General features: G+C 71.0%; 19 protein-coding genes and 4 pseudogenes. 14 read left to right on the forward strand and 9 right to left on the reverse strand.

What is annotated here, in order from left to right; all coding sequences use genetic code 11:
* The first annotated feature begins 186 nt into the window (after window positions 1–186).
* From JKP76_RS14215 to JKP76_RS22620, 3 genes and pseudogenes are all read left to right on the forward strand, one after another.
* The gene (locus tag JKP76_RS14215; RefSeq protein WP_309232992.1) at window positions 187–1,632 is read left to right on the forward strand and encodes an NAD(P)/FAD-dependent oxidoreductase; all 1,446 of its coding nucleotides are present in this window, start codon (window positions 187–189) and stop codon (window positions 1,630–1,632) included.
* A 136-nt stretch (window positions 1,633–1,768) separates the two neighbouring features.
* A pseudogene (locus JKP76_RS24120) lies at window positions 1,769–2,122 on the forward strand (alpha/beta hydrolase); the annotation flags it as partial.
* Between the two features lie 82 nt (window positions 2,123–2,204).
* A complete protein-coding gene (locus tag JKP76_RS22620; protein WP_309232993.1) occupies window positions 2,205–2,642 on the forward strand; it encodes an alpha/beta hydrolase fold domain-containing protein in 438 nt (145 codons plus the stop codon).
* A gap of 79 nt (window positions 2,643–2,721) precedes the next feature.
* Here JKP76_RS22620 and JKP76_RS14225 read toward each other — a convergent pair whose 3' ends face one another.
* Both JKP76_RS14225 and JKP76_RS14230 read right to left on the reverse strand, forming a co-directional pair.
* The gene (locus JKP76_RS14225; protein WP_051515990.1) at window positions 2,722–3,528 is read right to left on the reverse strand and encodes an SDR family oxidoreductase; all 807 of its coding nucleotides are present in this window, start codon (window positions 3,526–3,528) and stop codon (window positions 2,722–2,724) included.
* A 359-nt stretch (window positions 3,529–3,887) separates the two neighbouring features.
* Window positions 3,888–4,151, reverse strand: a complete 264-nt coding sequence (locus JKP76_RS14230; protein WP_040339449.1) for an SOS response-associated peptidase family protein — start codon at window positions 4,149–4,151, stop codon at window positions 3,888–3,890.
* A 136-nt stretch (window positions 4,152–4,287) separates the two neighbouring features.
* Here JKP76_RS14230 and JKP76_RS14235 point away from each other — a divergent pair, with 136 nt between their 5' ends.
* Together JKP76_RS14235 and JKP76_RS23535 are read left to right on the forward strand one after the other, a co-directional pair.
* A complete protein-coding gene (locus tag JKP76_RS14235; RefSeq protein WP_200491630.1) occupies window positions 4,288–5,739 on the forward strand; it encodes an NAD-dependent succinate-semialdehyde dehydrogenase in 1,452 nt (483 codons plus the stop codon).
* A 42-nt stretch (window positions 5,740–5,781) separates the two neighbouring features.
* Window positions 5,782–5,970, forward strand: a complete 189-nt coding sequence (locus tag JKP76_RS23535) for a hypothetical protein (protein ID WP_309229721.1) — start codon at window positions 5,782–5,784, stop codon at window positions 5,968–5,970.
* Between the two features lie 311 nt (window positions 5,971–6,281).
* Here the strand turns inward: JKP76_RS23535 and JKP76_RS24125 are convergent.
* Both JKP76_RS24125 and JKP76_RS14250 read right to left on the reverse strand, forming a co-directional pair.
* Window positions 6,282–6,707, reverse strand: a pseudogene (locus tag JKP76_RS24125) (MFS transporter); the annotation flags it as partial.
* A 21-nt stretch (window positions 6,708–6,728) separates the two neighbouring features.
* A complete protein-coding gene (locus tag JKP76_RS14250) occupies window positions 6,729–7,040 on the reverse strand; it encodes an EthD family reductase (protein WP_040339445.1) in 312 nt (103 codons plus the stop codon).
* A gap of 361 nt (window positions 7,041–7,401) precedes the next feature.
* Here JKP76_RS14250 and JKP76_RS14255 point away from each other — a divergent pair, with 361 nt between their 5' ends.
* A complete protein-coding gene (locus JKP76_RS14255) occupies window positions 7,402–8,571 on the forward strand; it encodes an acyl-CoA dehydrogenase family protein (RefSeq protein WP_040339444.1) in 1,170 nt (389 codons plus the stop codon).
* Window positions 8,568–9,632, forward strand: coding sequence for an MBL fold metallo-hydrolase (locus JKP76_RS14260; protein ID WP_200491631.1), 1,065 nt, complete (start codon window positions 8,568–8,570; stop codon window positions 9,630–9,632). Before JKP76_RS14255 ends, JKP76_RS14260 begins: the two co-directional genes overlap by 4 nt.
* Before the next feature lie 522 nt (window positions 9,633–10,154).
* Here the strand turns inward: JKP76_RS14260 and JKP76_RS24130 are convergent.
* Window positions 10,155–10,346 (reverse strand): annotated as a pseudogene (locus tag JKP76_RS24130) (TetR/AcrR family transcriptional regulator); the annotation flags it as partial.
* A gap of 113 nt (window positions 10,347–10,459) precedes the next feature.
* Here JKP76_RS24130 and JKP76_RS14270 point away from each other — a divergent pair.
* From JKP76_RS14270 to JKP76_RS24140, 5 genes and pseudogenes are all read left to right on the forward strand, one after another.
* On the forward strand, window positions 10,460–12,007 hold the full coding sequence (locus tag JKP76_RS14270) for a long-chain fatty acid--CoA ligase (protein WP_200491632.1): 1,548 nt from the start codon (window positions 10,460–10,462) through the stop codon (window positions 12,005–12,007).
* A gap of 112 nt (window positions 12,008–12,119) precedes the next feature.
* Window positions 12,120–12,626 carry a PaaI family thioesterase gene (locus JKP76_RS14275; protein WP_170977905.1) on the forward strand — a complete coding sequence of 169 codons (507 nt, stop codon included), beginning with the start codon at window positions 12,120–12,122 and terminating at the stop codon, window positions 12,624–12,626.
* Window positions 12,623–13,696, forward strand: coding sequence for a BtrH N-terminal domain-containing protein (locus JKP76_RS14280; protein WP_224499410.1), 1,074 nt, complete (start codon window positions 12,623–12,625; stop codon window positions 13,694–13,696). The genes JKP76_RS14275 and JKP76_RS14280 overlap by 4 nt, the downstream gene beginning before the upstream one ends.
* A 52-nt stretch (window positions 13,697–13,748) precedes the next feature.
* Window positions 13,749–14,108, forward strand: a pseudogene (locus tag JKP76_RS24135) (dienelactone hydrolase family protein); the annotation flags it as partial.
* A gap of 100 nt (window positions 14,109–14,208) precedes the next feature.
* Window positions 14,209–14,478, forward strand: coding sequence for a dienelactone hydrolase family protein (locus JKP76_RS24140; RefSeq protein WP_375335666.1), 270 nt, complete (start codon window positions 14,209–14,211; stop codon window positions 14,476–14,478).
* A 48-nt stretch (window positions 14,479–14,526) separates the two neighbouring features.
* On the opposite strand, the gene JKP76_RS14290 is transcribed toward JKP76_RS24140, so the two are convergent.
* Together JKP76_RS14290 and JKP76_RS14295 are read right to left on the reverse strand one after the other, a co-directional pair.
* Window positions 14,527–14,958: a hypothetical protein gene (locus JKP76_RS14290; protein WP_200491634.1), complete on the reverse strand. Its 432-nt coding sequence runs from the start codon at window positions 14,956–14,958 to the stop codon at window positions 14,527–14,529.
* Window positions 14,955–17,252 (reverse strand): MMPL family transporter, encoded by a 2,298-nt coding sequence (locus tag JKP76_RS14295; protein WP_197022343.1) that lies wholly within the window; start codon window positions 17,250–17,252, stop codon window positions 14,955–14,957. Before JKP76_RS14295 ends, JKP76_RS14290 begins: the two co-directional genes overlap by 4 nt.
* A 226-nt stretch (window positions 17,253–17,478) precedes the next feature.
* Here JKP76_RS14295 and JKP76_RS14300 point away from each other — a divergent pair, with 226 nt between their 5' ends.
* Together JKP76_RS14300 and JKP76_RS14305 are read left to right on the forward strand one after the other, a co-directional pair.
* Window positions 17,479–18,183, forward strand: a complete 705-nt coding sequence (locus JKP76_RS14300; protein WP_051515987.1) for a TetR/AcrR family transcriptional regulator — start codon at window positions 17,479–17,481, stop codon at window positions 18,181–18,183.
* A gap of 139 nt (window positions 18,184–18,322) precedes the next feature.
* The gene (locus JKP76_RS14305; RefSeq protein WP_200491635.1) at window positions 18,323–20,620 is read left to right on the forward strand and encodes a (Fe-S)-binding protein; all 2,298 of its coding nucleotides are present in this window, start codon (window positions 18,323–18,325) and stop codon (window positions 20,618–20,620) included.
* Window positions 20,621–20,838: 218 nt separating this feature from the next.
* On the opposite strand, the gene JKP76_RS14310 is transcribed toward JKP76_RS14305, so the two are convergent.
* Together JKP76_RS14310 and JKP76_RS14315 are read right to left on the reverse strand one after the other, a co-directional pair.
* On the reverse strand, window positions 20,839–21,771 hold the full coding sequence (locus tag JKP76_RS14310) for a VWA domain-containing protein (protein ID WP_051515986.1): 933 nt from the start codon (window positions 21,769–21,771) through the stop codon (window positions 20,839–20,841).
* A 66-nt stretch (window positions 21,772–21,837) separates the two neighbouring features.
* Window positions 21,838–22,824: a MoxR family ATPase gene (locus JKP76_RS14315; RefSeq protein ID WP_200492545.1), complete on the reverse strand. Its 987-nt coding sequence runs from the start codon at window positions 22,822–22,824 to the stop codon at window positions 21,838–21,840.
* Between the last annotated feature and the right edge of the window lie 12 nt (window positions 22,825–22,836).

Raw genomic sequence — 22,836 nt, forward strand, 5'->3', positions numbered from 1 at the left:
CGCGTCGAAGGGGTGTTGGGGGTTGGCCGGAATACTCAACTCACGGCCGATTGTGGCATGGCTCACCTCCGCCTCGCACGGCTAGCTTCCGTCGTGACCGACATCACCAGGCAGATGGGCAATGAAGCATGACCTTGACGGCAGAAGCAGCAACCGGCACCGCGGCGGAGACCCAGCACCGTCGACGTGCTCGTGGTCGGGGCGGGGATCTCCGGGATCGGCGCCGCCTATCACCTGAAGCAGCAGTTCCCGGACAAGAGCTTCGTCATCCTCGACGCGCTGGACGCCCGAGGCGGCACCTGGTGGACCCACCGCTACCCCGGCGTCCGGTCCGACAGCGACCTGTTCACCTTCGGGTACAAGTTCAAGCCCTGGCGGGGGGCGTCGATCGCCACCTCGGACGAGATCCTGTCCTACCTGGACGAGGTCATCCAGGAGAACGACCTGGGCGACCGGATCCGCTACCGGCACCGGGTGAGCGCGGCCAGCTGGTCCTCGGAGGAGAAGCGCTGGACTGTGCAGGTGACCCGTGAGGACACCGGCGAGTCGCTGCGGTTCACCACCGACTTCCTCTGGATGTGCCAGGGCTACTACGACCACTCCCGGCCCCACCAGCCGCAGTGGGAGGGGCTGGACCGGTTCCGCGGTCATGTCGTGCACCCGCAGCAGTGGCCCGCGGACCTCGACTACGCCGGCAAGCGCGTCGTCGTCATCGGATCCGGAGCCACCGCGGCCACCCTCGTGCCGGCCATGGCGCAGGAGGCGGCGCACGTGACGATGCTGCAGCGCTCGCCGACGTTCTTCTTCGCCCGCCCCAGGACCCACGAGCTGGCGAACACACTCCGCGCCCTGGACGTCCCTGACGAGTGGACCCACGAGATCCTCCGGCGCGCGTACATCGCCGAGGGGGACGAGATCACCCGGATGTCCAAGGAGGCGCCCGACGAACTGCGGGCCTTCATCATCGAATCGATGCGTCCGCTGCTACCCGAAGGCTTCGACATCGACAAGCACTTCAACCCCACCTACCGGCCGTGGCAGCAGCGGCTCGCCCTACTCCCGGACGGCGACCTGTTCACCGCCATCCGGGAGGGCAAGGCATCGGTGGTCACCGACACCATCGAGACGTTCACCGCGACCGGGATCCGCACGTCCTCGGGTGAGGAGATCGAGGCCGACGTCGTCGTCACCGCCACCGGATTCGACCTGAGCCTGTTCGGGGGAGTTGCCTTCACAGTCGACGGAGAGCCGGTCGACTTCACCGAGCGGGTCACGTGGCGCGGCATGATGATCAGCGGCGTTCCCAACATGGCCTACGTGTTCGGGTACTTCCGCGCCAGCTGGACCCTGCGTGCCGACCTGGTCAGCGAGTTCGTCTGCCGGTTGCTCGCTCACATGGAGGAGCGGGGTGTGGCGACCGTCGTCCCCACGCTGCGCCGGGAGGACGACGGTATGCAGCTGCGGCCCTGGGGCGACCCGGAGAACTTCAACGCCGGCTACGTCATGCGCACCATGCACCTGATGTTCAAGCAGGGGGACCAGGAGCCCTGGGTCCACCTGCGCGAGTACGCCGAGGAGCGCGACTCGTTGCCTGCGCTCGACCTCGACGACAGCTCGCTGGTGTACGGCTGACCGGCCGTCGCGCCGCACCGCTTCCGGAGTCCCTTCCCGCACGTCCCCAGCCGTCCCCCACAAGGAGAACCCTGTGCCGGTTGACCCGCACATCGCCGCCGTCCTCAGCATGATCGACCAGGCAGGCATGCCGCCCATGTACGAGGGGAGCGCCGAGGCCGGGCGCGCCCAGTACCTCGCGCTCACCCACGGCTCCCGGGCGCCCGAACACGTCGTCCAGGTCGGGAGCAGTGAGGACCGGACGGTGCCCGGTGCCGAGGGTGACCTCGAGGCGCGCGTCTACCGCCCGGAAGGCGAGGGCCCTTTCCCCACGGTGATCTTCTTCCACGGCGGAGGCTGGGTCATCGGCGATCTCGACACCCACGACAACATGGCGCGCAACGTCTGCAAGGGCAGCAACGCCGTCGTGGTGGCCGTGGACTACCGGCTGGCCCCGGAGCACCCGTTCCCGGCCGCAGCGGACGACGCGGTGGCCTCCGCCCGCTGGATCGCCGGGCACCTCGACGAGTTCGGCGGGGACCAGCGGCTGGGCCTCGCCGGGGACAGCAGCCGGCGGCAACCTCGCCGCGGTCGTGGCGCAGGTACTGCACGCCGACGGGACGCCGCTGGCCGGCCAGTTCCTGATCTACCCGGCCGTGGACGCGGAGGGGGAGTACCCCTCCCGCGTGGAGAACGCCAAGGGCTACTTCCTCGAGAAGGACACCATGGACTGGTTCTACGGCCACTACGCAGGCGCCTGGGACGACGCCAAGGACGCCCGACTGTCGCCGCTGCACGGCGCCGACCTGTCGGGGCTGCCTCCTGCGGTCGTCGTGACGGCGGAGTTCGACCCGCTCCGGGACGAGGGCGAGGCCTACGGCGAGGCGCTGCGTGCCGCGGGCGTCGCCGCGGACGTCCGTCGCTACGGCGGCATGATCCACGGGTTCTTCGACATGGGCGCCATCTCGCCGGCAGCGCAGAGCGCGATCGACGAGAGCAGCGCCCGGTTCGGCGAGCTGCTGCGCGGCTGAGGGGTCCGGGCAGCCGACCCGCCACGGGGGGGCCGGCTGCCCGGCGCTCGAGCCGTGGGTGCGACGAACCGCGGGTCGGTCACGCGGGGGACGTGTCCACCGGCGGGACGAATTCCCGGGCCACGACGCGGAGATCGTTGTGCTCTCTCGCCGCTGGAGAGCACAACCACCGGATGGCCGGGCCCATCACCGCAGGCTCCAGCAGGCCGCCCCGGGCCTCATCCGGCAGGTCGTCGGGGATCATGCCGGTGACCGTGGCGCCACCGGGCAGCAGCAGGTGGACGTGGACGCCCGTGCCGGCAAGGTCGGCGGCCATGACGCGGGACATCGCGTCGGTGGCGGCCCTGGACGGGCCGTAGGGCACGAACCCTCGGCGACGCATCGTCTCCTCGTTGATGCTGACGTTGACCACGGTGCCGTGTCCCGCCGCGACCATGTCGGGTACGACCGCGCGGGCCACCAGGAAGTAGCCGGTGACGTTGGTGGCAATGAGGTCGGCGAAGCCCGCCGGGGCGACCTCGTAGAACCGTCGCGGCTCGGTCAGGAACCGCGGATTGACAGTCCGCATGCCGATGCCGGCGTTGTTCACCAGGACGTCGATGCCACCCAGGGCAGCGCGCGCCGCCGCCACGCCATCGGCGACGGAGGCCTCGTCCCGCACGTCCATCGCAATTCCGGTCGCCGATCCGGGCCCGGCGGCAGTCTCCTGCTCGGCGACCCGGCGCGCGCGGTCGGCGTCCCGGCCGGTCAGGACCACTGAGGCCCCATCGGCCACCAGAGCCCGCACCATGCCCAGCCCCAGCCCGCTGGTGCCGCCGGTCAGCAGCACCCGCACGCCGCTGACATCGGTCTCCCGCGCTTGGCTCTCGATCGCCTGATCGGGCATCCGATCCTCCACCGCCGGGTTCCGCGTCCCCCAGAACCCTGCCATGACGCCGGGGCCCTCGCCGGGCGATGACGGACGGGCGATCAGGTCGAGGACGCAGCGGGTGGCCGTCCCGGGAGACGCAGGTGCAGGACCAGGACGAGCGCGCTGACGGCGAACAGGCACCAGGCCAGTCGGTGCAGGTTCCCGGTGTCGATCTGGTCGCCGAACAGCAGTCCCAGCAGGCTGGCCGAGAGGATGGTCCCCGAGGTAGCGCGAGGTCTGGAAGAGGCCGGCTGCCGCCCCGACCTCGTCAGGCGGGACCGTGTCGTACAACGCCGTCTGCAGCCCCAGGTTGGTGGATCCGACGCTCACGCCGATCACCGCGAGCAGCCCCGCCGTCGCCGCGTTCGACAGCTCCACGAGGGCACCAGGCCCCAGCGCACCGCCCGGAGCTCGCGGTGCACGCCGCGGGTCAGCGCGCCCTCGGCGTCGCGCTCCTTCTTCCAGCGGACGACGTGCACGTCCTTGGTCGGGGCGACGTTGTAGTCGGCCGGCACCGGGGACTGCCCGCCGGCCGGTACGGCCTCGAACTCCAGCGCCAGGTCCTCGGGTTTGCGGCTGGCGGCGTAGCAACCGCACATGGGCGCCTCCTGGCACAGGTTCGGCTGACCTCTCGCCCTGTAGGTGCGCCCGCTGACAGCGGGCCGCCCCGTGACAGCCGGGCACTCGTGGGGTAGGCCTAGGCGGAACAAGCCCCCCAGAGACGAGGATCACCGCGTGACCGCTACGCAGAACGCCCCCACCACCGCCAGCGACAGCGCCGAGCGGCGCTACGCGACCGTCAACCCGTTCACCGGCGAGACGGAGAAGGAGTACCCCTTCACCGAGACGTCGGAGATCGACGGCATCATCGGCCAGGCGCACACCGCGTACCTGGAGTGGCGCGACCGCTCGGTCGAGGAGCGCGCGGCCGTTGTCCAGAAGGCCGCCGAGCTGCTCGACGAGCGGATCATGGACTTCGCCGCCCTCATCACCAAGGAGATGGGCAAGCGCCGGGACGAGGCCGTCGGCGAGCTCTTCCTCTGCTCGATGATCCTGAAGTACTACGCCGGCAACGGCCCGAAGTTCCTCGAGCCGACCTCGATCGAGCCGATGATGGGCGGCGGAGAGGCCGTCATCGAGACGCGCCCCGTCGGCGTGCTCCTGGCCATCGAGCCGTGGAACTTCCCCTTCTACCAGGTCGTCCGCGTCGCCGGCCCGAACCTGGTGCTGGGCAACACCGTCATCCTCAAGCACTCGGAGATCACCCCGCAGTGCGCCGTGGCGATCGAGCAGCTGTTCCGTGACGCCGGCGCCCCCGAGGGCGCGCTCATCAACACCTTCCTCAAGATCGAGGACGTCGAGCAGGTCATCGCCGACCCCCGCATCCAGGGCGTGACGCTGACCGGCAGCGAGCGGGCCGGCTCGTCGGTCGCCGCCCTGGCCGGCAAGCACCTCAAGAAGTCCGTGCTGGAGCTCGGCGGCAGCGACCCGTTCATCGTCCTCGACGGTGAGAACCTGGAGGCGACCGTCAAGGCGGCCACCGCCGGGCGCATGGGTAACACCGGGCAGGCCTGCACCGCCTCCAAGCGGCTGATCGTCACCGAGGACGCCTACGAGCCCTTCGTCGAGGGCCTGAAGCAGGCATTCGGCATCTTCGCCCCCGGCGACCCGGCCGACCCGGCGACGTCGCTCGCGCCACTGTCGAGCGAGAAGGCGGCCGCGGACCTGCAGGCGCAGATCCAGGACGCCATCGACAAGGGCGCCACCGTCGTCGCGGGCGGCCAGCGCCCCGATCACGCCGGCGCGTTCGTGTCGGCGACGATCCTCACCGACGTCACTCCCGACATGCGGGCCTACCGCGAGGAGCTCTTCGGTCCCGCGGCCGTCGTCTACAAGGTGAAGAACGCCGACGAGGCGGTCGCGCTGGCCAACGACAGCGACTTCGGCCTGGGTGCAACCGTCATGGGCAGCAACCCCGAGGAGGCGCGGTCGGTGGCCGAGCGGCTGGAGGCAGGCATGGTCTGGATCAACCAGCCCACCGGCTCCTCCCCGGAGCTGCCCTTCGGTGGCGTCAAGCGGTCCGGCTACGGCCGCGAGCTCTCCGAGCTGGCCATGTTCGAGTTCGCCAACCGGCGGCTGCTCCGCACGGTCCCGGTCAAGAAGACCGAGAAGCCGCAGGCCGGCTGAGCACGTGCGGGGAGGTGCGGCGCGGGCGGGCAGACTGACCTCGTGAGAGACGTCTGGCCCGCGCCGCACCACCCTGCTCCGGTCGACGCCGTCGTGTCCCTGCCCGGGTCGAAGTCGCTGACCGCCCGGGCACTCGTGCTCGCCGCGCTGGCGGACGGCCCCAGTCGGCTCGTGCACCCCCTCAGGGTGCGCGACACCGACCTCATGGCCGCAGGCCTGGGCGCACTCTGAGTCGGCATCGACGACGTCGACGGCAGCGACTGGCTGGTCGCACCCGGAACGCTCAGCGGTCCGGTCACGGTCGACGCCGGGCTGGCCGGCACGGTGCTGCGGTTCCTCCCCCCGGTGGCCGCCCTCGCCGACGGCCCGGTCACCGTGGACGGCGACCCGCGACCTGCACGACCGCCCCAACGCCGGGCTGATCGACGGCCAGCGCGCGGGCCCGGCCCTCCACGACCAGCCGGCGGATGATCGCCATGCCGGAGGGGGTAGATCGCGGAGCTGCCCAGCGCCTGGACCGCCCGGATGGCCAGGAGCGTGGCGAAGTTCGGGGGAGAGCGGCGCCGCGGGCTGGCCAGGCCGACCAGCGCGAGCCCCGCGAGGAACAGTCGGCGTGGCCCGAACACGTCTCCGAGCCGGCCGGAGACCGGCTGGGCCACCGCGCTGGTCAGGTGGAACAGCGAGATCATCCAGGAGACGCAGGCGAACAACAGCTCGAAGTCCTCCGCCAGCTGGATCAGGGCGACGGCGATCAGCGAGGAATTGAGCGGGTTCAGCACCGTGCCGGAGGCGGTGGCGACGAGCAGGGGCCCGCGTCGCGGCCCCGCTCGCCCCCGGGACCCGGCACCGGAGCCCCCCCACCGGTGCGACGGTAGAGCCGCCGCCGCCTCCCGCGCCCGCCGGCAATGGGAAATCGGTCGAGGGAGCGCAGTCCCCTGGACCGACGCGGGTGCCGTCCCCCGTCGCACCGGAGGACGGCACCCGGCAGCTCAGGGAGTGAAGTCCTCTATGTCGTAGTGGCTCATGCTCGCGCCGCCGGTGGCGAAGTTCGGCACGTCGCCGGCGGCGGCCGTGCCCTCGGGGGACCCCATGCCGGAAGCGAACGCCTCGGCGGAGGCGAAGTCGAGCACGGCAACCAGGTACGGCGCGGTGTCGCCGTCCAGAGCGTTGGCGTGGCCGATGTCGAAGCGCACCACGCCGGGGATCTTCCGTGCGAGCGGGACGTGGACGTCGCGGTAGTGCTGGTCGAACGCAGAAGGGTCCGTCGGACGGCCGTACTGGACGAGCAATCTGTGCGTCATGCGTTCTCCCTACCGCACTGGTGGGCGATCTGGCGGTACTCCCGCTCCCGCAGGACGTGGTGGATCGCGCGTAGTGGAGCCGACATCCGCCACCGCTGCAGCCAGCGCAACCGGAGCCTCTCGGCGCTGCGAGTCCGCTGTCGGAATGGCCGGCGCGAACGATGCGGGTGTTGTGCGCCACATCCACGGACGACTAACCTGACGGTGACGTCAAGTCCTCCGTGGCCGTCCCCACGACCTGCTTGAGGTGTCGTAGTGGCTCACGTCGTTCGAGGCGCGGAGGGTGCATCGCGGCCCTGCTCGACATGCACGCGGCCGCCTGTGTACCAGCTGCGGGAGGACCGACCGGAGGAGAGCAGTCATGAGCCCTACCGACGTCACCGCGCACGCCCCCGACCCATGGAGCACGCCCGAGCGGGTGGCCCTCCGCCGGCTCGCCCGCGACTTCGTGGCCCGGGAGATCGCTCCGAACATGGCCGAGTGGGAACGGGATGGCGAGCTGCCGCGCGATCTGCACCGTAAGGCGGCCGGCGCGGGCCTGCTCGGCGTCGGGTTCGCCGAAGAGGTGGGCGGCAGCGGCGGCAACGCGATCGACTCGGCGGTCATGACCGAGGAGATCCTGCACGGGGGTGGGTCCACAGGTGTCTGTGCCTCGCTGTTCACCCACGGCATCGCCGTGCCGCACATCGCCGCCCACGGCAGCGCCGAGCTGGTCGACCGCTACGTCCGACCCACGCTGGCCGGGGAGCTGATCGGTTCGCTCGCGGTGACCGAGCCCGGCGGGGGCTCGGATGTCGCAAATCTGCGCACCCGGGCCGTGCGCGAAGGCGACGAGTACGTGGTCAACGGAGCCAAGACCTTCATCACCAGCGGGGTCCGCGCCGACTTCGTGACCACCGCTGTGCGCACCGGCGGACCGGGTCACGGCGGTGTCTCGCTGCTCGTCATCGACACGAACACGCCCGGGTTCAGCGTCTCCCGGCGGCTGGACAAGATGGGCTGGCGGTGCAGCGACACAGCCGAGCTGGCCTTCACCGACGTCCGCGTGCCGGCCGCGCAGCTGGTGGGCACAGAGAACTCCGGCTTCGTGCAGATCATGCAGCAGTTCCAGAGCGAGCGGATCGGCCTGGCAGTCCAGGCCTACGCCACCGCGGCCCGCGCCCTGGACCTGGCCCTCGGGTGGGCGCGGGACCGGGAGACCTTCGGGCGGCCGCTCTCCTCTCGACAGGTGATCCGGCACAAGCTCGCCGAGATGGCGCGTCAGGTCGACGTCGCCCGCACCTACACGCGAGCTGTGGCGCAGCGCTACCTGGCCGGGGAGGACGTCGTCACCGAGGTGTCGATGGCGAAGAACACCGCCGTCTACGCCTGTGACTTCGTGGTTGACGAGGCGGTGCAGATCTTCGGCGGCATGGGATACATGCGGGAGTCGGAGGTCGAACGGCACTACCGGGACGCCCGGATACTCGGCATCGGCGGCGGGGCGAACGAGATCATGAACGAGGTCATCAGCAAGCGGATGGGTCTGTGACCGCGGGGTCCGCCGGCCCGTTGTGGGTCACCGGCGTCAAGCAGCAACGGGCGTGGGTCGAAAACGTACTGCCGCCGGTGGAGCGGGTCCAGCAGGGGCTGTGGTCGATCCCGGTGCCCATTCCCGACAGCCCCCTGCGCTACGTCCTCGTCTACGCCCTCGAGCTCGATGACGGGGTGGCACTGATCGACGCCGGGTGGGACACCGACGACGCCTGGCAAGCCCTCACCCAGGGCCTGGCGACGGCGGGGTACGTGGTCGCCGACGTCCGCGGCGTCATGGTGACGCACATCCATCCCGATCACTACGGCCTGGCGGGCCGGGTCCGTGAGGCGTCAGGGGCCTGGGTGGGGCTGCATCCCGACGACGCTGCGCTGCTGCCGGCCCGGTACGGGGCCGGCATCACCGACCTGCTGGAGGGCATGGTCGCACTGCTGCGGAACTGCGGAGTGCCCGAGGACGAGCTCCGGGTCCTGTCCGGGGCCTCGCTGCAGATCGCCGACTACGTCCGCCAGGCCGAACCGGACCGCCTCATCCGCGACGGTGACCGGCTGCCCTTGCCTGGATGGGATCTGCGTGCCGTGCACACTCCCGGCCATTCGCCCGGGCACCTGTGCTTCCACGAGCACCGTCGTCGCCTCCTCTTCTCCGGCGACCACGTCCTGCCCCGCATCACACCCAACATCGGGGTGCACGCGCAGTCGGGCGGCAACCCGCTGGCCGACTTCATCGATTCCGTGGCGCGTGTCGGGGCGCTGGACTCCCACCTGGACGAGGTGCTGCCCGGGCACGAGTACCGCTTCGCCGGTCTGGCGGCGCGCGTGTCGGCGCTGGTGGGCCACCACGACGCCCGACTGCAGGAGATCCACGCTGCTGTGACGACGGCGCCCACGACCTGGGAGCTGACCGCCGCGCTGAGCTGGTCGCGGCCATGGCAGCAGATCTCGGGTTTCATGCGCAGAGCGGCTGTTGCCGAGACCCTGGCGCACCTGGTTCTCCTGGAGAGCAGGGGTCGGGTGCGGCGCAGCCGCGAGACGCCGTGGCATTGGGTGCAGCACTGACCGGCCGGGCCGCCCCGCGCGGTCCCTCGGCGGTCCCAGCAGGGTCACGCCCGCGCCGGGGCTCTCGGCGGTGCCTTCACCGGCGGGTCGGGCCGGCGGCGCCAGACCTATCGCCCCCGCCCACAACCGGGTGAGGACGTCGACGGCGGCGGCTTCGTCGAGTTCTTCCACCGGGTCCTGCCACACGTGGGCGAAGGACTCCACCATCGCGCCCAGCGCGCTGGCCGTCGCCCGCGGTGGCAGCAGCGGGTCGGCCAGGCCCAGCTCCTGCAGCCGGATCAGGCCCTCCATCCCACGCTGGACGAACGACTCACGCATCTCCGAGCGGAGCTGTCGGAAGTCCTCCTGGGTGTCCGCCAGCGAGTCCAGCACTCGGAGGATGCGGGAGTGCCGGGTGACAGCACGCAGGAAGGACCGGTTGGCGGCCTCGATGCGCGCGTACGCAGCTTTGGCCGGCAGGCGGGTACCGATCGAGGTCGCCGAGAAGACCTCTGCGGCGACCTCGCTGACGATCTCGCGGAGCAACGTCTCCTTGGAGTCGAACCACGTGTAGAACGTGCCGTGGGAGACCCCCGCGCGTAAGGCGATGTCATCGATCCCCACGGCGGAGAACCCGCACTCCTCGAACAGCTGCCGTCCGGCCGTCAGCAGTGCGGATCGGGTGCGGCGGCCACGCGCCGTGGCCGGAGGTGACGCAGGTCCTGCCGAGGTCATGCTCCGTCCCTTCCGCCGATGGCCGCGGGCTCCATCTTGACGACACCGTCAAGTTTGGACCAAGCTGCCGTGACCTGGGTCACGGACTGTTGTCCCGACGAAGAGGGTGGCGCATGGACGAGGGAATCGGTGGCTGGGTCGCCACGAGGGCGTTCCTGTCCGGGGACCGGCTCGCACTGGTGGACGGAAACCGGCGCCTCACCTATGCCGAGCTGGACAGGAACATCGATCAGCTGGCCCGAGCGCTGCGTGCGCTCGGGGTCCGCCAAGGGGACCGGGTCGCCGGGCTCCTGCTCAACAGCACAGCGTTCCTCGAGACCATGCTGGCCACCGCGAAGCTGGGGGCTGTGTTCGTGCCCATGAACGTGCGGCTCGGGCCGGCGGAGGTCGCCTACCTCCTGGTCGACTCTGGGTCGGACACCTTCGTGTACTCGGCGCCCCTCGCGCCAATGGCGCGCGCAGCAGTCACCGCGGACGGGGTGCGGGTCCGGTCCCGCCTGGTCGTCGGCGGAGAGCCCGAGGACGGGGAGCTCGACTACGAGCAGGTGCTGAGCAGCGGCGATCCCCGGCCCGTGGATACCGACGTCGACCGTCGGGACCTGTCCTGTCTGATGTACACGTCCGGGACCACGGGACGTCCCAAGGGGGCGATGCTGACCCACGACAACCACCTGTGGAACGTCGTGAACAGTCTCTCCTTCGGCCGAGGGCTTCGCGAGAGCGACGTCACGGTGACAGTGGCGCCGATGTTCCACATCGGTGGCCTGGGTGTCCACACGCTGCCGCTGCTCTACGTCGGCGGGACCAACGTCCTGCTGCCGTCGTTCGATCCGCTCCGGACCGTGGAGGCCATGTCCCGGGAGCGGACCACCGTGCAGTTCATGGTCCCGGCGATGTGGGCGGCGCTCATGTCGGTGCCCGGTTTGGACGACTTCGACCTGTCGTCGCTGGAGCTGGCAGTGTCCGGGGGAGCGCCGTGCCCGCTGCCGGTCATCGACTTCTTCCAGGGGAAGGGACTGCCCTTCCAGGAGGGCTTCGGGATGACCGAGACAGCGCCCGGTGTGTCAGTGCTGGACGCCGACCACGTCAAGGAGAAGGCGGGTTCCATCGGCCGGCCGATGTTCCACGTCCGGGCGCGCATCGTCGATGACGCCGACAGGGACGTCCGCACCGGGGAGGTCGGAGAGCTCGTGCTGCGCGGACCCAACGTGTTCGCCGGCTACTGGGGTCTACCGGAGGCCACGGCCGAGGCATTCCGCGGTGGGTGGTTCCACACCGGCGACCTCGGGCGCATGGACCCCGAGGGCTTCATGACGCTCGTCGACCGCAAGAAGGACATGATCATCACCGGTGGCGAGAACGTGTACCCCATCGAGGCCGAGCAGGTGCTCTACCGGCATGATTCCGTCCGCGAGGTGGCTGTCGTCGGCGTCCCCCACGACCGCTGGGGGGAGACACCGGTGGCCGTCGTCGCGCTCCAGGACGGCGCCGCGACGACGGCCGAGGAACTGATCGCGTACGCCCGCGAACGGCTCGCACACTTCAAGTGCCCCACGCGGGTCGAGTTCGTCGCCGAGCTCCCGCGCAACGCCACCGGCAAGGTGCTGAAGACGGTGTTGCGGCAGCAGCACGGCGGAGGAGAAGCGGCGGTACACCGCTGAGCACGCCGGTCGGCGACGCCGAAGTTGCCCCCATCCGGCTCGCCGGGACGCACGGGCCGGAGTGTGCACGCGTGAAATCTCAATCAGACGGGTCCGACAGGAGGCAGTGGTGGTGGACGACGTGAATTCGGTGGTCGGCGACTGGGCGCGGGGGTTCGCCGGGCACGACCATGCCCGAGACCTGCCCCCGCACCATCCACGCTGCCTCGGCTGTGGCCCGGAGAACCCACACGGCCACCACCTGCAGGTCTGGCGAGAAGGGGACGCGGTCCGCGCCGAGCACGCCTTCGACGAGCGGCATGTCGGCGCGCCGGGCATCGCGCACGGTGGCGCGGTCGCCACGGTGCTGGACGACCTGTTCGGCTTCCTCCTCTACCGGATCGGGGAGCCCGCTGTCACCCGCCATCTCGAGGTCGGTTACCGGGCGCCGGTGCTGCTCGGAACCCCGTATCTGCTCGAGGCCGGACTACAGCGCCGGGAGGGCAGGAAGCTGTTCGTCCGGGCGCAGGGCACCGACGAGGGGGGCGCGCTCGTCGTCGAAGCGAACGCCGTCTTCGTCGTCGTCGGCCGGGAGCACTTCGCTCGTGGCGGCGGCGACGTGGTGAGGGTGGCACCGTGACCGGGGGACGGCTGCTGGAGGGTTACCCCCACCGCATGGCCGGGCACTGCGGATCCGGAGCCCTGCGGGATCTGCTGGAGTGGGCCGGCCTTGCCTGGGGAGGGGAGGCGGCCGCGGAAGGCCTGGTGTTCGGCCTCGGTGGTGCACTGCACTTCTCGTACATGCGGGTGCCGGGCCTGACCCCGCCGGTCTACCTCGTCGGCAGGGGAGGAGACATGGAGGTGGACCTGCTCGGTCGCCTCGGAGCCGGCGTGGACCTGCGGCGTACCGATGATGAGGCGCTGGGGTGGCAGTGGGTCCGCGACGAGCTGGTCGCCGGCCGGCCCGTCATGGTGTGGGCTGACATCGCCGAGCTCCCTTACCTCCGCGTCCGGCTGCAGATGAGCCGGCACGATGTCGTCATCGTCGGCTACGACGACGAGCGGGAGATCGCCTACGTCGTCGACAACGACCGCGAGGACGTCCAGGAGGTGCCCTACGCGGCGCTGGCCCGGGCGCGCCGCTCGACGGGGTTCCCGGCGCCCACACGGCACGCGACGTTCGCCGTGGAGTGGCCGGAGCGGCTTCCGGACCTGCGCTCCACCGCTGCGGACGCGTTCGCCGCCGCGGGGGCCGGGATGCGCAGCGGGGGTTCCGGGCTGGCGAACCGCCCTGACCTGCCGCCGGGCTCGATCAGTGCAGCCGGGCTGGCCGGCATCCGCCGATTCGCCGACGACCTGGCCCGCTGGCCGCAGGTCCTCGACGACGTGACCCTGGAGTCCGCGCTGGCTGCCCTCCCCGTGTTCATCGAGAAGGCGGGCACCGGGGGTGGGCTGTTCCGTCGGCTGCAGGCCGAGTGCTGCCATGACGTGGCCAGGCGGACGGGGAGCGCGGCGAGCGAACAGGCGGGCCTCGCCTACGACAGGTGCGCCGAAGGCTGGAGCCGGCTGGGCCGGTCTGCCAGAGTCGACACCCCGCTGCCGGACCGGGTCGCTGCCGTGGCGGAGGTGGCCGACCGGTTGCCCGGCCTGGAGGAGGAGGCCGTGGAGTTCCTGGAGGCGGCCGCCGAGGAACTGCGGGCGTCCATGTGACGCCGGGCCTGCCCCACAGCTCATCGACTGGTACTTGACCCCGGAGGCCGTGATGCCCGAGACGACGATCGGCGGGGCCGCGAGCGCCTCGCAGTTGAAGGCCTATCTCGCCGTACCGCCGGTCGGCACGGGCCCGTGGCCCGGCGTCGTGGTGGTGCACGAGGCCTTCGGACTCACCGACGACACCCGGCAGCAGGCCGACCGCCTGGCGGCCGGCGGCTACCTGGCCCTGGCGCCGGACCTGTTCAGCGCCGGGGGAGCTGTCCGCTGCCTTCGCTCGACGTTCCGGACGCTGGCCCGTGGAGAAGGTCCGGCCTTCGACGATCTGGCGGCTGCCCGTTCCTGGCTCACGGGGCGCTCCGACTGCACTGGGAGCGTGGGAATCCTCGGCTTCTGCATGGGGGGCGGCTTCGCCCTGCTCGCAGCCACCCGCGGCTTCGACGCCTCGGCCCCGAACTACGGGCAGATCCCATCGGACCTCGACGCGCGTGCTGCAGGGCGCGTGCCCCGTGGTGGCCAGCTACGGGGGTCGCGACAGGACCCTGCCCGGTGCGGCCGAGCGATTGGACGAGGCCTTGACCGGCCTCGCGGTCGACCACGACGTCAAGGAGTACCCACAGGCCGGCCACTCCTTCATGAACCGGCACAACGCCGGGCCACTCGCCGTCCTCGAGCGGGTGGCCGGCTTCGGCTACCACCATCCATCCGCGGAGGACGCCTGGCGGCGGATCCTCGGCTTCTTCTCCCACCACCTCCACGACGGGGACCCTGCTGCCGGCTGAACCTGCAGAGCGCTCGCCGAGCGGCCGGACGGCCGGCCGCCCGCGGCCCTACGGGCGCCGGCGGGCGAGGCGGCGTAGAAGCAGCCCGGCGGCGGCGGTGGCCGCGATGAGGTCCTGGCTGAGCAGGGCGGCCGGCATGCCCAGGACCCGTTGCGGGATGCGGTGCTGGTCGTAGGGGGACGTCCCGGGCACCAGCAGCGTGAGGTTGAACGGCGCCCAGCGGACGATGGGCAGCAGTGCGGCGGCGACGAGCAGACGCTCGTCGGGCCGATGCTCGTCGCCGGCGGCACGGAGCAGCCAGAGGGCGAGGACTCCCTCCGCCGTCGCACCGAGGACCTCGGAGGTCCCGTGCCACCGGGCGTGCGGACCGTACTCGGGACCGAAGGTGTGGCCGTGGTTCCAGTCGGCGAGCCAGGGGAGGGTCGCCGACGCTACGGCGGATCCGGTGATAAACCGTCGTCCCCACCGCGCGAGGGTCATCGGGATCCTCCCCCCGCGGGGATCGACGCCGGCTCCCGACCAGGCTGATCCGTGGCGGCGGGAACCTCCCCGCGCTCTTCGTCGAGCCGCTGGAGGAGCTTCTCACCTTCGACGTCGAGGTCGGGGAGGAGCCGGTCGAGCCATGCGGGCAGCCACCAGGCCCGGTCGCCGAACATGGCCATGACCGCCGGGACCAGGGTGAGCCGGATCAGGAACGCATCGATCAGGATGCCGACGGCGAGCGCGAAGCCGACCTGCTTGACCGTCGGGTCGGCGTTGAAGATGAAGCCGGCGAAGACCGCAGTCATGATGATCGCCGCAGCGACCACCACGCGGCTCGCCTGGGTGAACCCGTCGGTGACGCTGTCGGCTCCGTGACTTCCGTGGACGTGGGACTCGCGGATCGAGGAGACCAGGAAGATCTGGTAGTCCATCGCCAGCCCGTAGAGCACGCCGGTCGCGATGATCGGGATCACGCTCATCACCACGGTGGTGCTGTCGAGCCCGAACACCTGGTTGAGCCAGCCCCACTGGAAGACGGCCGTCGTCGCCCCGAACGTCGCCAGGATGCTGAGCAGGAACCCGACTGTCGCCTTGATCGGGACGAGGACGGACCGGAACACCAGGAGCAGCACGATCAGCGACAGGCCGAGGACGACCGCCAGGTAGAGGGGCAGCACCTCGGACAGTCGCTCGGACATGTCGATGCCGATGGCTGTCAGGCCGGTGACGCCGAGGGTGACCCCGAGGTCGCCCGCGTACTGCGTCGAGCGGTCGCGGATCTCCGCGACCAGGTCCTCGGTCGCCTCGTCGGTCGGACCCGTGGTCGGAACGACCTGCAGAACCGCGATGGTGCCGTCCTGGCTGGCGCCGGCGGGCATGGTCGTCTGGACGCCCTCGAGCGCGTCGAGGTCTGCCGCCAGTTGCTCCAGAGTCGGCGGCTCGATCGGTGCGCCCGGCTCGGCGGTCCGCACGGCCACGGTCAGCGGCCCGTTGAAGCCTTCGCCGAAGCCCTCGGCGACCACGTCATAACCTTCGCGCTGTGCGCTGCCGCTGCCGTAGCTCTCGGCCGAGGGCATCCCGAGCCGCATGCTGGACAGCGGCAGGGCGAGCAGCGCGGTGACCCCGGTGACCAGGAGGACGGCCGCCCAGCGGTGTCGCACGACGAGCCCGACCCAGCGACGCGCCGGGCTCCGGGAGCGGTCGCCGGGCCGGGCCTGGTGTGCCCGGGCGCGAGGTGAGCAGATGCGTTCCCTGACCAGGCCGAGCAGGGCCGGAAGCAGGGTCAGGGCGACCACGACGGCGATGGCGACTGTCGCGGCGGCGATGAGCGCCATCACCGTCAGCAGTTCGATACCCACGACCAACAGCCCGGTGAGCGCGATGACGACAGTCGTTCCGGCGAAGAACACGGCGCTTCCGGCGGTGCCCACGGCTCGGGCCGCGGCTTCTCCTGCGTCCAGACCGCGGGTCAGGATGAGCCACCGCTGCCGGTTGACGATGAACAGGGCGTAGTCGATGCCTACGGCGAGCCCCAGCATCAGCGCCAGGACCACGGACAAGGAGTTCAGTTCGAACAGGTGGGCCAGCGCGAAGGCGCCGCCGATGCCCGCGCCGACCCCGGCCAGGGCGGTGAGCAGCGGCAGCCCGGCGGCAACCACGGAGCCGAGCGTGACGACGAGGACCAGGGCCGCCACGGCGAGGCCGACGATCTCCCCGATGCCGATGATCTCGGGGATCTCCTGCAGGGTGGCGCCCGGAAGCACGGCCACCCCCGCTTCTTCCGCCGGTGCCTCCGCCGCTGCGACGGTGTCGGCCACGGTGCCCTGGGGGAGCTCGAACAGCTGGTCCTCGAACTGGAACTGGAACAGCGCGACGCGGCCGTCCTCGGACACCATCACGCCCGGGATCGGCCGGCCGTCCACGACCAATGCCCCCGGCGCGACAGCCGCCGCGCCGGGAGGCTGCGGTACGTCGCCCGGGGAACCGGCTGCGGGCGGGCCCCCTGGCTCTCGGGCTCCGGTCAGTTCGGCCGGATCCACGACCGGATCGATCCCGTAGACGCCCTGAACGGCCTCGGCGACCACCGGGGCGAGCCGGTCCGAGTCGAGACGCTCGCCGGACGACGCCTGGAACACCAGCGAACCCTGACCGCCGCTCACTTCCGGGAGTTCCCGGGCCAGTTCGTCGATCACCTCCTGGGCCGGTGTCCCGTCGATGCGGAACTCCGTGCTCAGCTTGGGGGGATTGAGGGCCAGTGCGCCGACGAGCGCGACCAGCAGCACCACCCACACCGCGACCACACGGAACGGGTGCCGATACGTCGCCCGCCCCACCCTGTACAGCAATGTCGACACCGCAGCCCCCAGAGCCGGTCAGTGCGTCACGGCTCCCATGAGGGCACCGTGGAAGACCAGAAGTGATAGGGAGCTATCGTATGCACGGAAGGCCCTGGCTGCAGCCGGTGGTCTCCAGCGGTACTGCGGGTGCCGCTCGCGTCGGCTGAGAGGATACCCTGCCATGACACCGCCGGCGAGTACACGGCGGCGAGACGCCCTCGCGAACAGCGAACGGTTGATCGCGGCCGCCCGCAAGGTGTTCGCCTCCGGTGGTCAGGGTTCGCTGGAGGAGATCGCGAGCGAAGCCGGAGTCGGGATCGCCACCCTGTACCGCCACTTCTCCGGCCGGGAGAGCCTGACCCGGGCGGTGTACCGATCGATCATGCGGGACGAGCTCCTGCCCCTGCTTCGTCAGTCGTGCGCCCAAGGCAGCGCCCGGCAGTCGTTCCTGCTGATCGTCGAGCGACTGCTGGAGCTACTCGACCGGGAGCGCGGACTGATCGCCTCGTCCGCTGACTTCGCGGTGCTGACCGACGACCTGCTGAGGGAGTTCCTGGAGCCCTTCGCCGTCCTGCTGCGGCACGCGCAGGAGAGGAACGAGATCCGGGCGGACCTGCAGCCCTACGACATCCCGCGTGTGCTCAGCATCCTCGTCGTCGGTCTCTCCACGCCCCCGGCCTCGCCGGCAGACCGGCGCCGGTACGTGTCCCTGGTCTTCGATGCAATGGGACCCGACCAGGCTGAGTCGCTGCCTCCCCTCGACGAGAAGGACGGCGTGGAGGGTATGCGAAGCGGCTTCATGGCAATCCGGATGGCCAGCTCCTCGCGCGAGCCGGACAGCAGCCGTCCGAACGGCGCCAGCCCTCAGGAAGGGGACGCCGGGTGATCGCCGAGGCCGCGTTCTCGCGCGCGAGTTCCGGGGCGCGGAGCGATGAGCCCCCAGGCGCACACCGCACAGAGTTTCGCCGTCGCCGATCGGCGCACGGGAGTCAACCGACGCCGTCAGGCGTGCGGGGGAGGAATTGATGACGGGCCCGCTGCAGGTCGTCCTGGGGACGATCAGCGTCCTGTTCCTGTTCGTTTCGGTGGTGATGGCCTACCGGGCCGTCCGCGCGATGGTGCGGATCATCCGCACCGGCCAGCCCGACGGCACCCGGTGGGGGCCGGTGAGGACCCGCCTGAAGACGACGCTGGTCGAGTCGCTGGGTCACACCCGGATGCTGAAGTGGTCCTCGATCGGGGTCGCGCACTGGTTCGTCTTCATGGGGTTCTACGGCCTCGTGCTGACGCTGGTGGAGGCGTTCGGTGAGGTGTGGAACCCCGCTTTCCACATCCCGCTGATCGGTGAGTGGGGCGTCTGGAACCTGTTCGCGGACATCATCGGCACCGGCACGATCCTCGGGATCGGCTACCTGATCTACCGGCGCCAGAAGGACCACCCGCGCCGGCAGGGTCGCAAGAGCCGCTTCGCCGGTTCCAACGAGGGCCGCGGCTACTTCGTCGAGTTCGTCGTCGCCACCGTCGGTGTCTGCATCCTGCTGATCCGCGCGCTCAAGGTCTCCAGCGACCTCACCGAGGCCCCCGGCTGGTCGCACCCGGTCTCCGGCGCCCTGGCCACGATCCTCCCGGACAGCCCCGACCTGCTGACGGTCGTCGCCTTCGTCAAGATCGTCGTGAGCCTGACCTGGCTGGTCGTCATCAGCCGGATCCTGAACATGGGTGTCGCCTGGCACCGGTTCAGCGCCTTCTTCAACATCTACTTCAAGCGCAACGCCGACGGCGCCCCCGCGCTCGGCCCGCTGCTCCCGATGACCTCGGGCGGCAAGCCGATCGACTTCGAGGACCCGGGCGACGACGACATCTTCGGTCGCGGCAAGATCGAGGACTTCACCTGGAAGGGGATGCTGGACTTCTCCACCTGCACGGAGTGCGGGCGGTGCCAGAGCCAGTGCCCCGCGTGGAACACGGGCAAGCCGCTCAGCCCGAAGATGGTGATCATGGATCTCCGCGATCACCTCTACGCGAAGGCCCCCTACCTCCTCGGCGCGCAGACGGCCAGCGAGACCGCTCCCGACTACGACGTCCTCAAGCCCAGCGACGAGCAGGTCTGGGCCTCGGGCTACGCCCGCATCGAGGGCACCAACGACGCGCAGGCGCACCGCCCGCTCGTCGGCACCCTCGAGGAGGGCGGGGTCATCGACCCCGACGTCCTGTGGAGCTGCACCAACTGCGGTGCCTGCGTCGAGCAGTGCCCGGTGGACATCGAGCACGTCGACCACATCAACGACATGCGCCGCTACCAGGTCCTGATCGAGAGCAACTTCCCCTCCGAGGCCGGCGTGATGCTGACCAACCTGGAGAAGCGCGGCAACCCGTGGGGCATGGGCGGCAACGTCCGCGAGGACTGGATCAAGGAGCTGGACTTCGAGGTCCGCATGGCCGACGGCCCGCTGCCCCACGAGGTCGAGTACCTGTTTTGGGTCGGCTGCGCCGGCGCCGTCGACGACCGCGCCAAGAAGGTCACCAAGGCCGTCGCGGAGCTGTTGCACACCGCGGGCGTCGAGTTCGCCGTCCTCGGCAGCGGGGAGACCTGCTCCGGTGACCCGGCCCGCCGCCTGGGCAACGAGTTCGTCTTCCAGCAGCTGGCCATGGAGAACGTCGAGACCCTCAACAGCGTCTTCGAGGGCCGCGTCCCCGGCACGCGCAAGATCGTGGCCACCTGCCCGCACTGCTTCAACTCGCTGGGCAAGGAGTACCCGCAGGTCGGTGGCGAGTACGAGGTCATCCACCACACGCAGCTGCTCGGCCAGCTGATCGAGGAGGGCCGGCTCGTCCCGGTCACCCCGATCGACCGCAAGGTGACCTACCACGACCCGTGCTTCCTGGGCCGGCACAACAAGGTCTACACGCCGCCGCGCGAGATCCTCGAGTCCGTCCAGGGCCTGTCCACGCAGGAGATGCACCGCTGCAAGGACCGCGGCTTCTGCTGCGGCGCCGGCGGTGCCCGCATGTGGATGGAGGAGAAGATCGGCAAGCGGATCAACATGGAGCGCACCGAGGAGGCGCTCGAGCTCGATCCTGACGTCATCTCCACCGCGTGCCCGTTCTGCATCACGATGCTCTCCGACGCCCTCACGTCGAAGAAGCAGAACGGCGAGGCCGGCGAGCACGTCGAGGTCCTCGACGTCAGCCAGATCCTGCTGCGCTCGATGCAGCCGGTGGCGGCGGGCGTCCAGGGCGCGGCCTCCGGTGCCGACGTCGGCACCAAGACCGACGACGTCGTCGGGCTCGACTCCGCGGCGACGGAGCACGACCCTAAGTAGGAGAAGGACCGGCGACGGCGCGTGTTCCCCGCCCGGGGAGCACGCGCCGTCGCCGTTTCCTGCACAGTGGCCGCGTGCTCCTGCGGCTGCGCCTGACAGTCCCTCCGGACGGGACGCGCAAGGTGCGGGCATGCCGCTCGACCACGCCGCCTCGAGGCGTAGGCGGAGACTGCTGGACAGGGTGGGGGAGGGCGCAGTGCGTGACGAATCCCCACAGGTCAATCACTGAAGACAGCGGAGAGCGCCGCAGCGACGTCCCGGTGGTCGCTGACCAGCCTGGCCCGGCCGCGACCCAGCCGGGCGAGGTCGCGGCCGAGCTCGACGTCCTGCTCCCCGGAGGTGTCAACCAGGACGTCCAGCCGCGGAAGCCGCGCAGCGGTCAGCCGCGGGTCGGGTCCGGCGTTGTGCACGCAGTCCGACAGCAGGAGCACCCGTGCGTCACGCGGCGGCACGCCCTCCAGCTGATGGGCCGCGGTATCCAGCGCGAAGGACACGTTCGTCAGCCCCTGGGTCGGCACCCGCAGCAACAGGTCGAGCACGGCGAGCGGCGCGACCTGCTCGCCCATCCGCACCAACACCGCAGCGTCGGACCAGAAGGCGACGACGGCGAGCGAGTCGCGGGCCAGCTCGCCGGCCAGCGCCCCCACCGTGGCCGCCGCCGTCCGCACCCGCTCGCCCTTCATCGACCCCGACACGTCCACGACGAGCACGACCGAGCGACGCTGCCGTACCCGCTCGCGCACCACCAGGTCGGTGCCCTCCGGGTACGGGATGCCGACGATCGCCTCGAGGGTGCGCTCCAGGTCCAGCTCGTCGGACCCCCCGCTCCAGGACAGACTGGCCAGCTCGCCCACGCCGCGCCGGGACCGCTGGTCGCGCGGCGGGCGCGGCACAGCGAGCCGGCGGGCGATCTGCCGCGCGCGTGCCCGGGTCAGCTGGTCCGCCCCGCTCTCGGTCGCCAGGTCGGCCAGCGCGATGAGGTCGGCCGGTTCGTCGGTCGTGCCGGACGCGGTCCCGCCGGCCCGGGTCGCCGCCGTCTGCGTCCGCCGCCGGTCGCCGGAGACGAGCGCCATGCCGCCCTCGCCGCGGGACGGCTCATAGAGCGTCGGCTGCTCGGTGAGCTGCTTGGGCCTGCGCCGGAGTGGTCGCATTCCCCGGGTCCGGCTCGCGCCCGGGCGGTCGCGGCGGGTCACCGGGGAGTCGGCGTCGACGGCTCTTCAACCAGGCTCCGCCGCCGCCGGGTGGAGCAGGAAGTGGTCCTGCCAGATCTCCCGGAGCACCGTCTCCGGCGTCGTCTCCAGCGTCTCGTCGAGGAACACGCGCCCGGACAGGGCCAGCAGCATCGCGTCCAGGACGATGTCGGTGTACTCCTCGGGCAGCCCACGCGGCGGCGCGACCGACGGTTCGGCCGGCAGCTGCACGTCGCGGATCGCGGCCAGTTGGGCGGCGATCAGCGCGAGGTCGATCGCGCCCCGCACGCTGCTGCCCTGCCGCAGGTCATCCCGCTCCCGGGTCGCCCGGGTGAGCGCCACTGCGTCCGCGAGGAGCCGCGGCGACTCCAGCCCGGTCCGGCGGCCGGCTATGCCCCGCTCGGCCTCGGCATCCTGGTAACCGATCACCAGCCGGCACAACCGGTCGTGCACGGACGTGGACAGCCGGGTGGTGCCGATCGTGTCGTAGGGGTTCATCGAGGCGATGACGCGGAAGCTGGCCTCCGCCTCGACCGTGCCGACCCGGGGCACCGCGATCCGCCGCTCGGCCATCGCTGTGAGCAGCGTGTTGAGGGTGTCCTCCGGCGCCCGGTTGAACTCCTCCACGTAGAGGAAGCCGCCTGAGCGCATCGCCTCGACCAGCGGGCCTGGCACGAAGTTCTCCGGGGAGTAGTCCTCGCGCAGCACCCGGGCGGGGTCGTGGTGCCCGACGAGCCGGGTGGGAGGGAGGTCGGCGTTGCCCTCGACGAAGACCAGCGGGATGCCCCACTCGGCCGTGATCGAGCGCAGCAGCGTCGACTTCGACGTCCCCGGCGGTCCCTCGAGCAGCACGTCCCGGCCGGCCGCGACCGCGGCCAGCAGCAGGTCCAGCTCCCTGGTGCGTCCGACGAGGTGCTGGGCGACCCGGGTGCGGATCGTGCGGACGTGCGCGCCGTCGTCGAAGGTGACCCGGTGGCCGGTGACGACCGGGTCGTCGCCGGTGGCGTGCGGGATGTGCTCGGTCAG

It is taken from the genome of Blastococcus sp. TML/C7B, from assembly GCF_016612845.1.
In the GTDB taxonomy this organism is placed as follows: domain Bacteria; phylum Actinomycetota; class Actinomycetes; order Mycobacteriales; family Geodermatophilaceae; genus Blastococcus.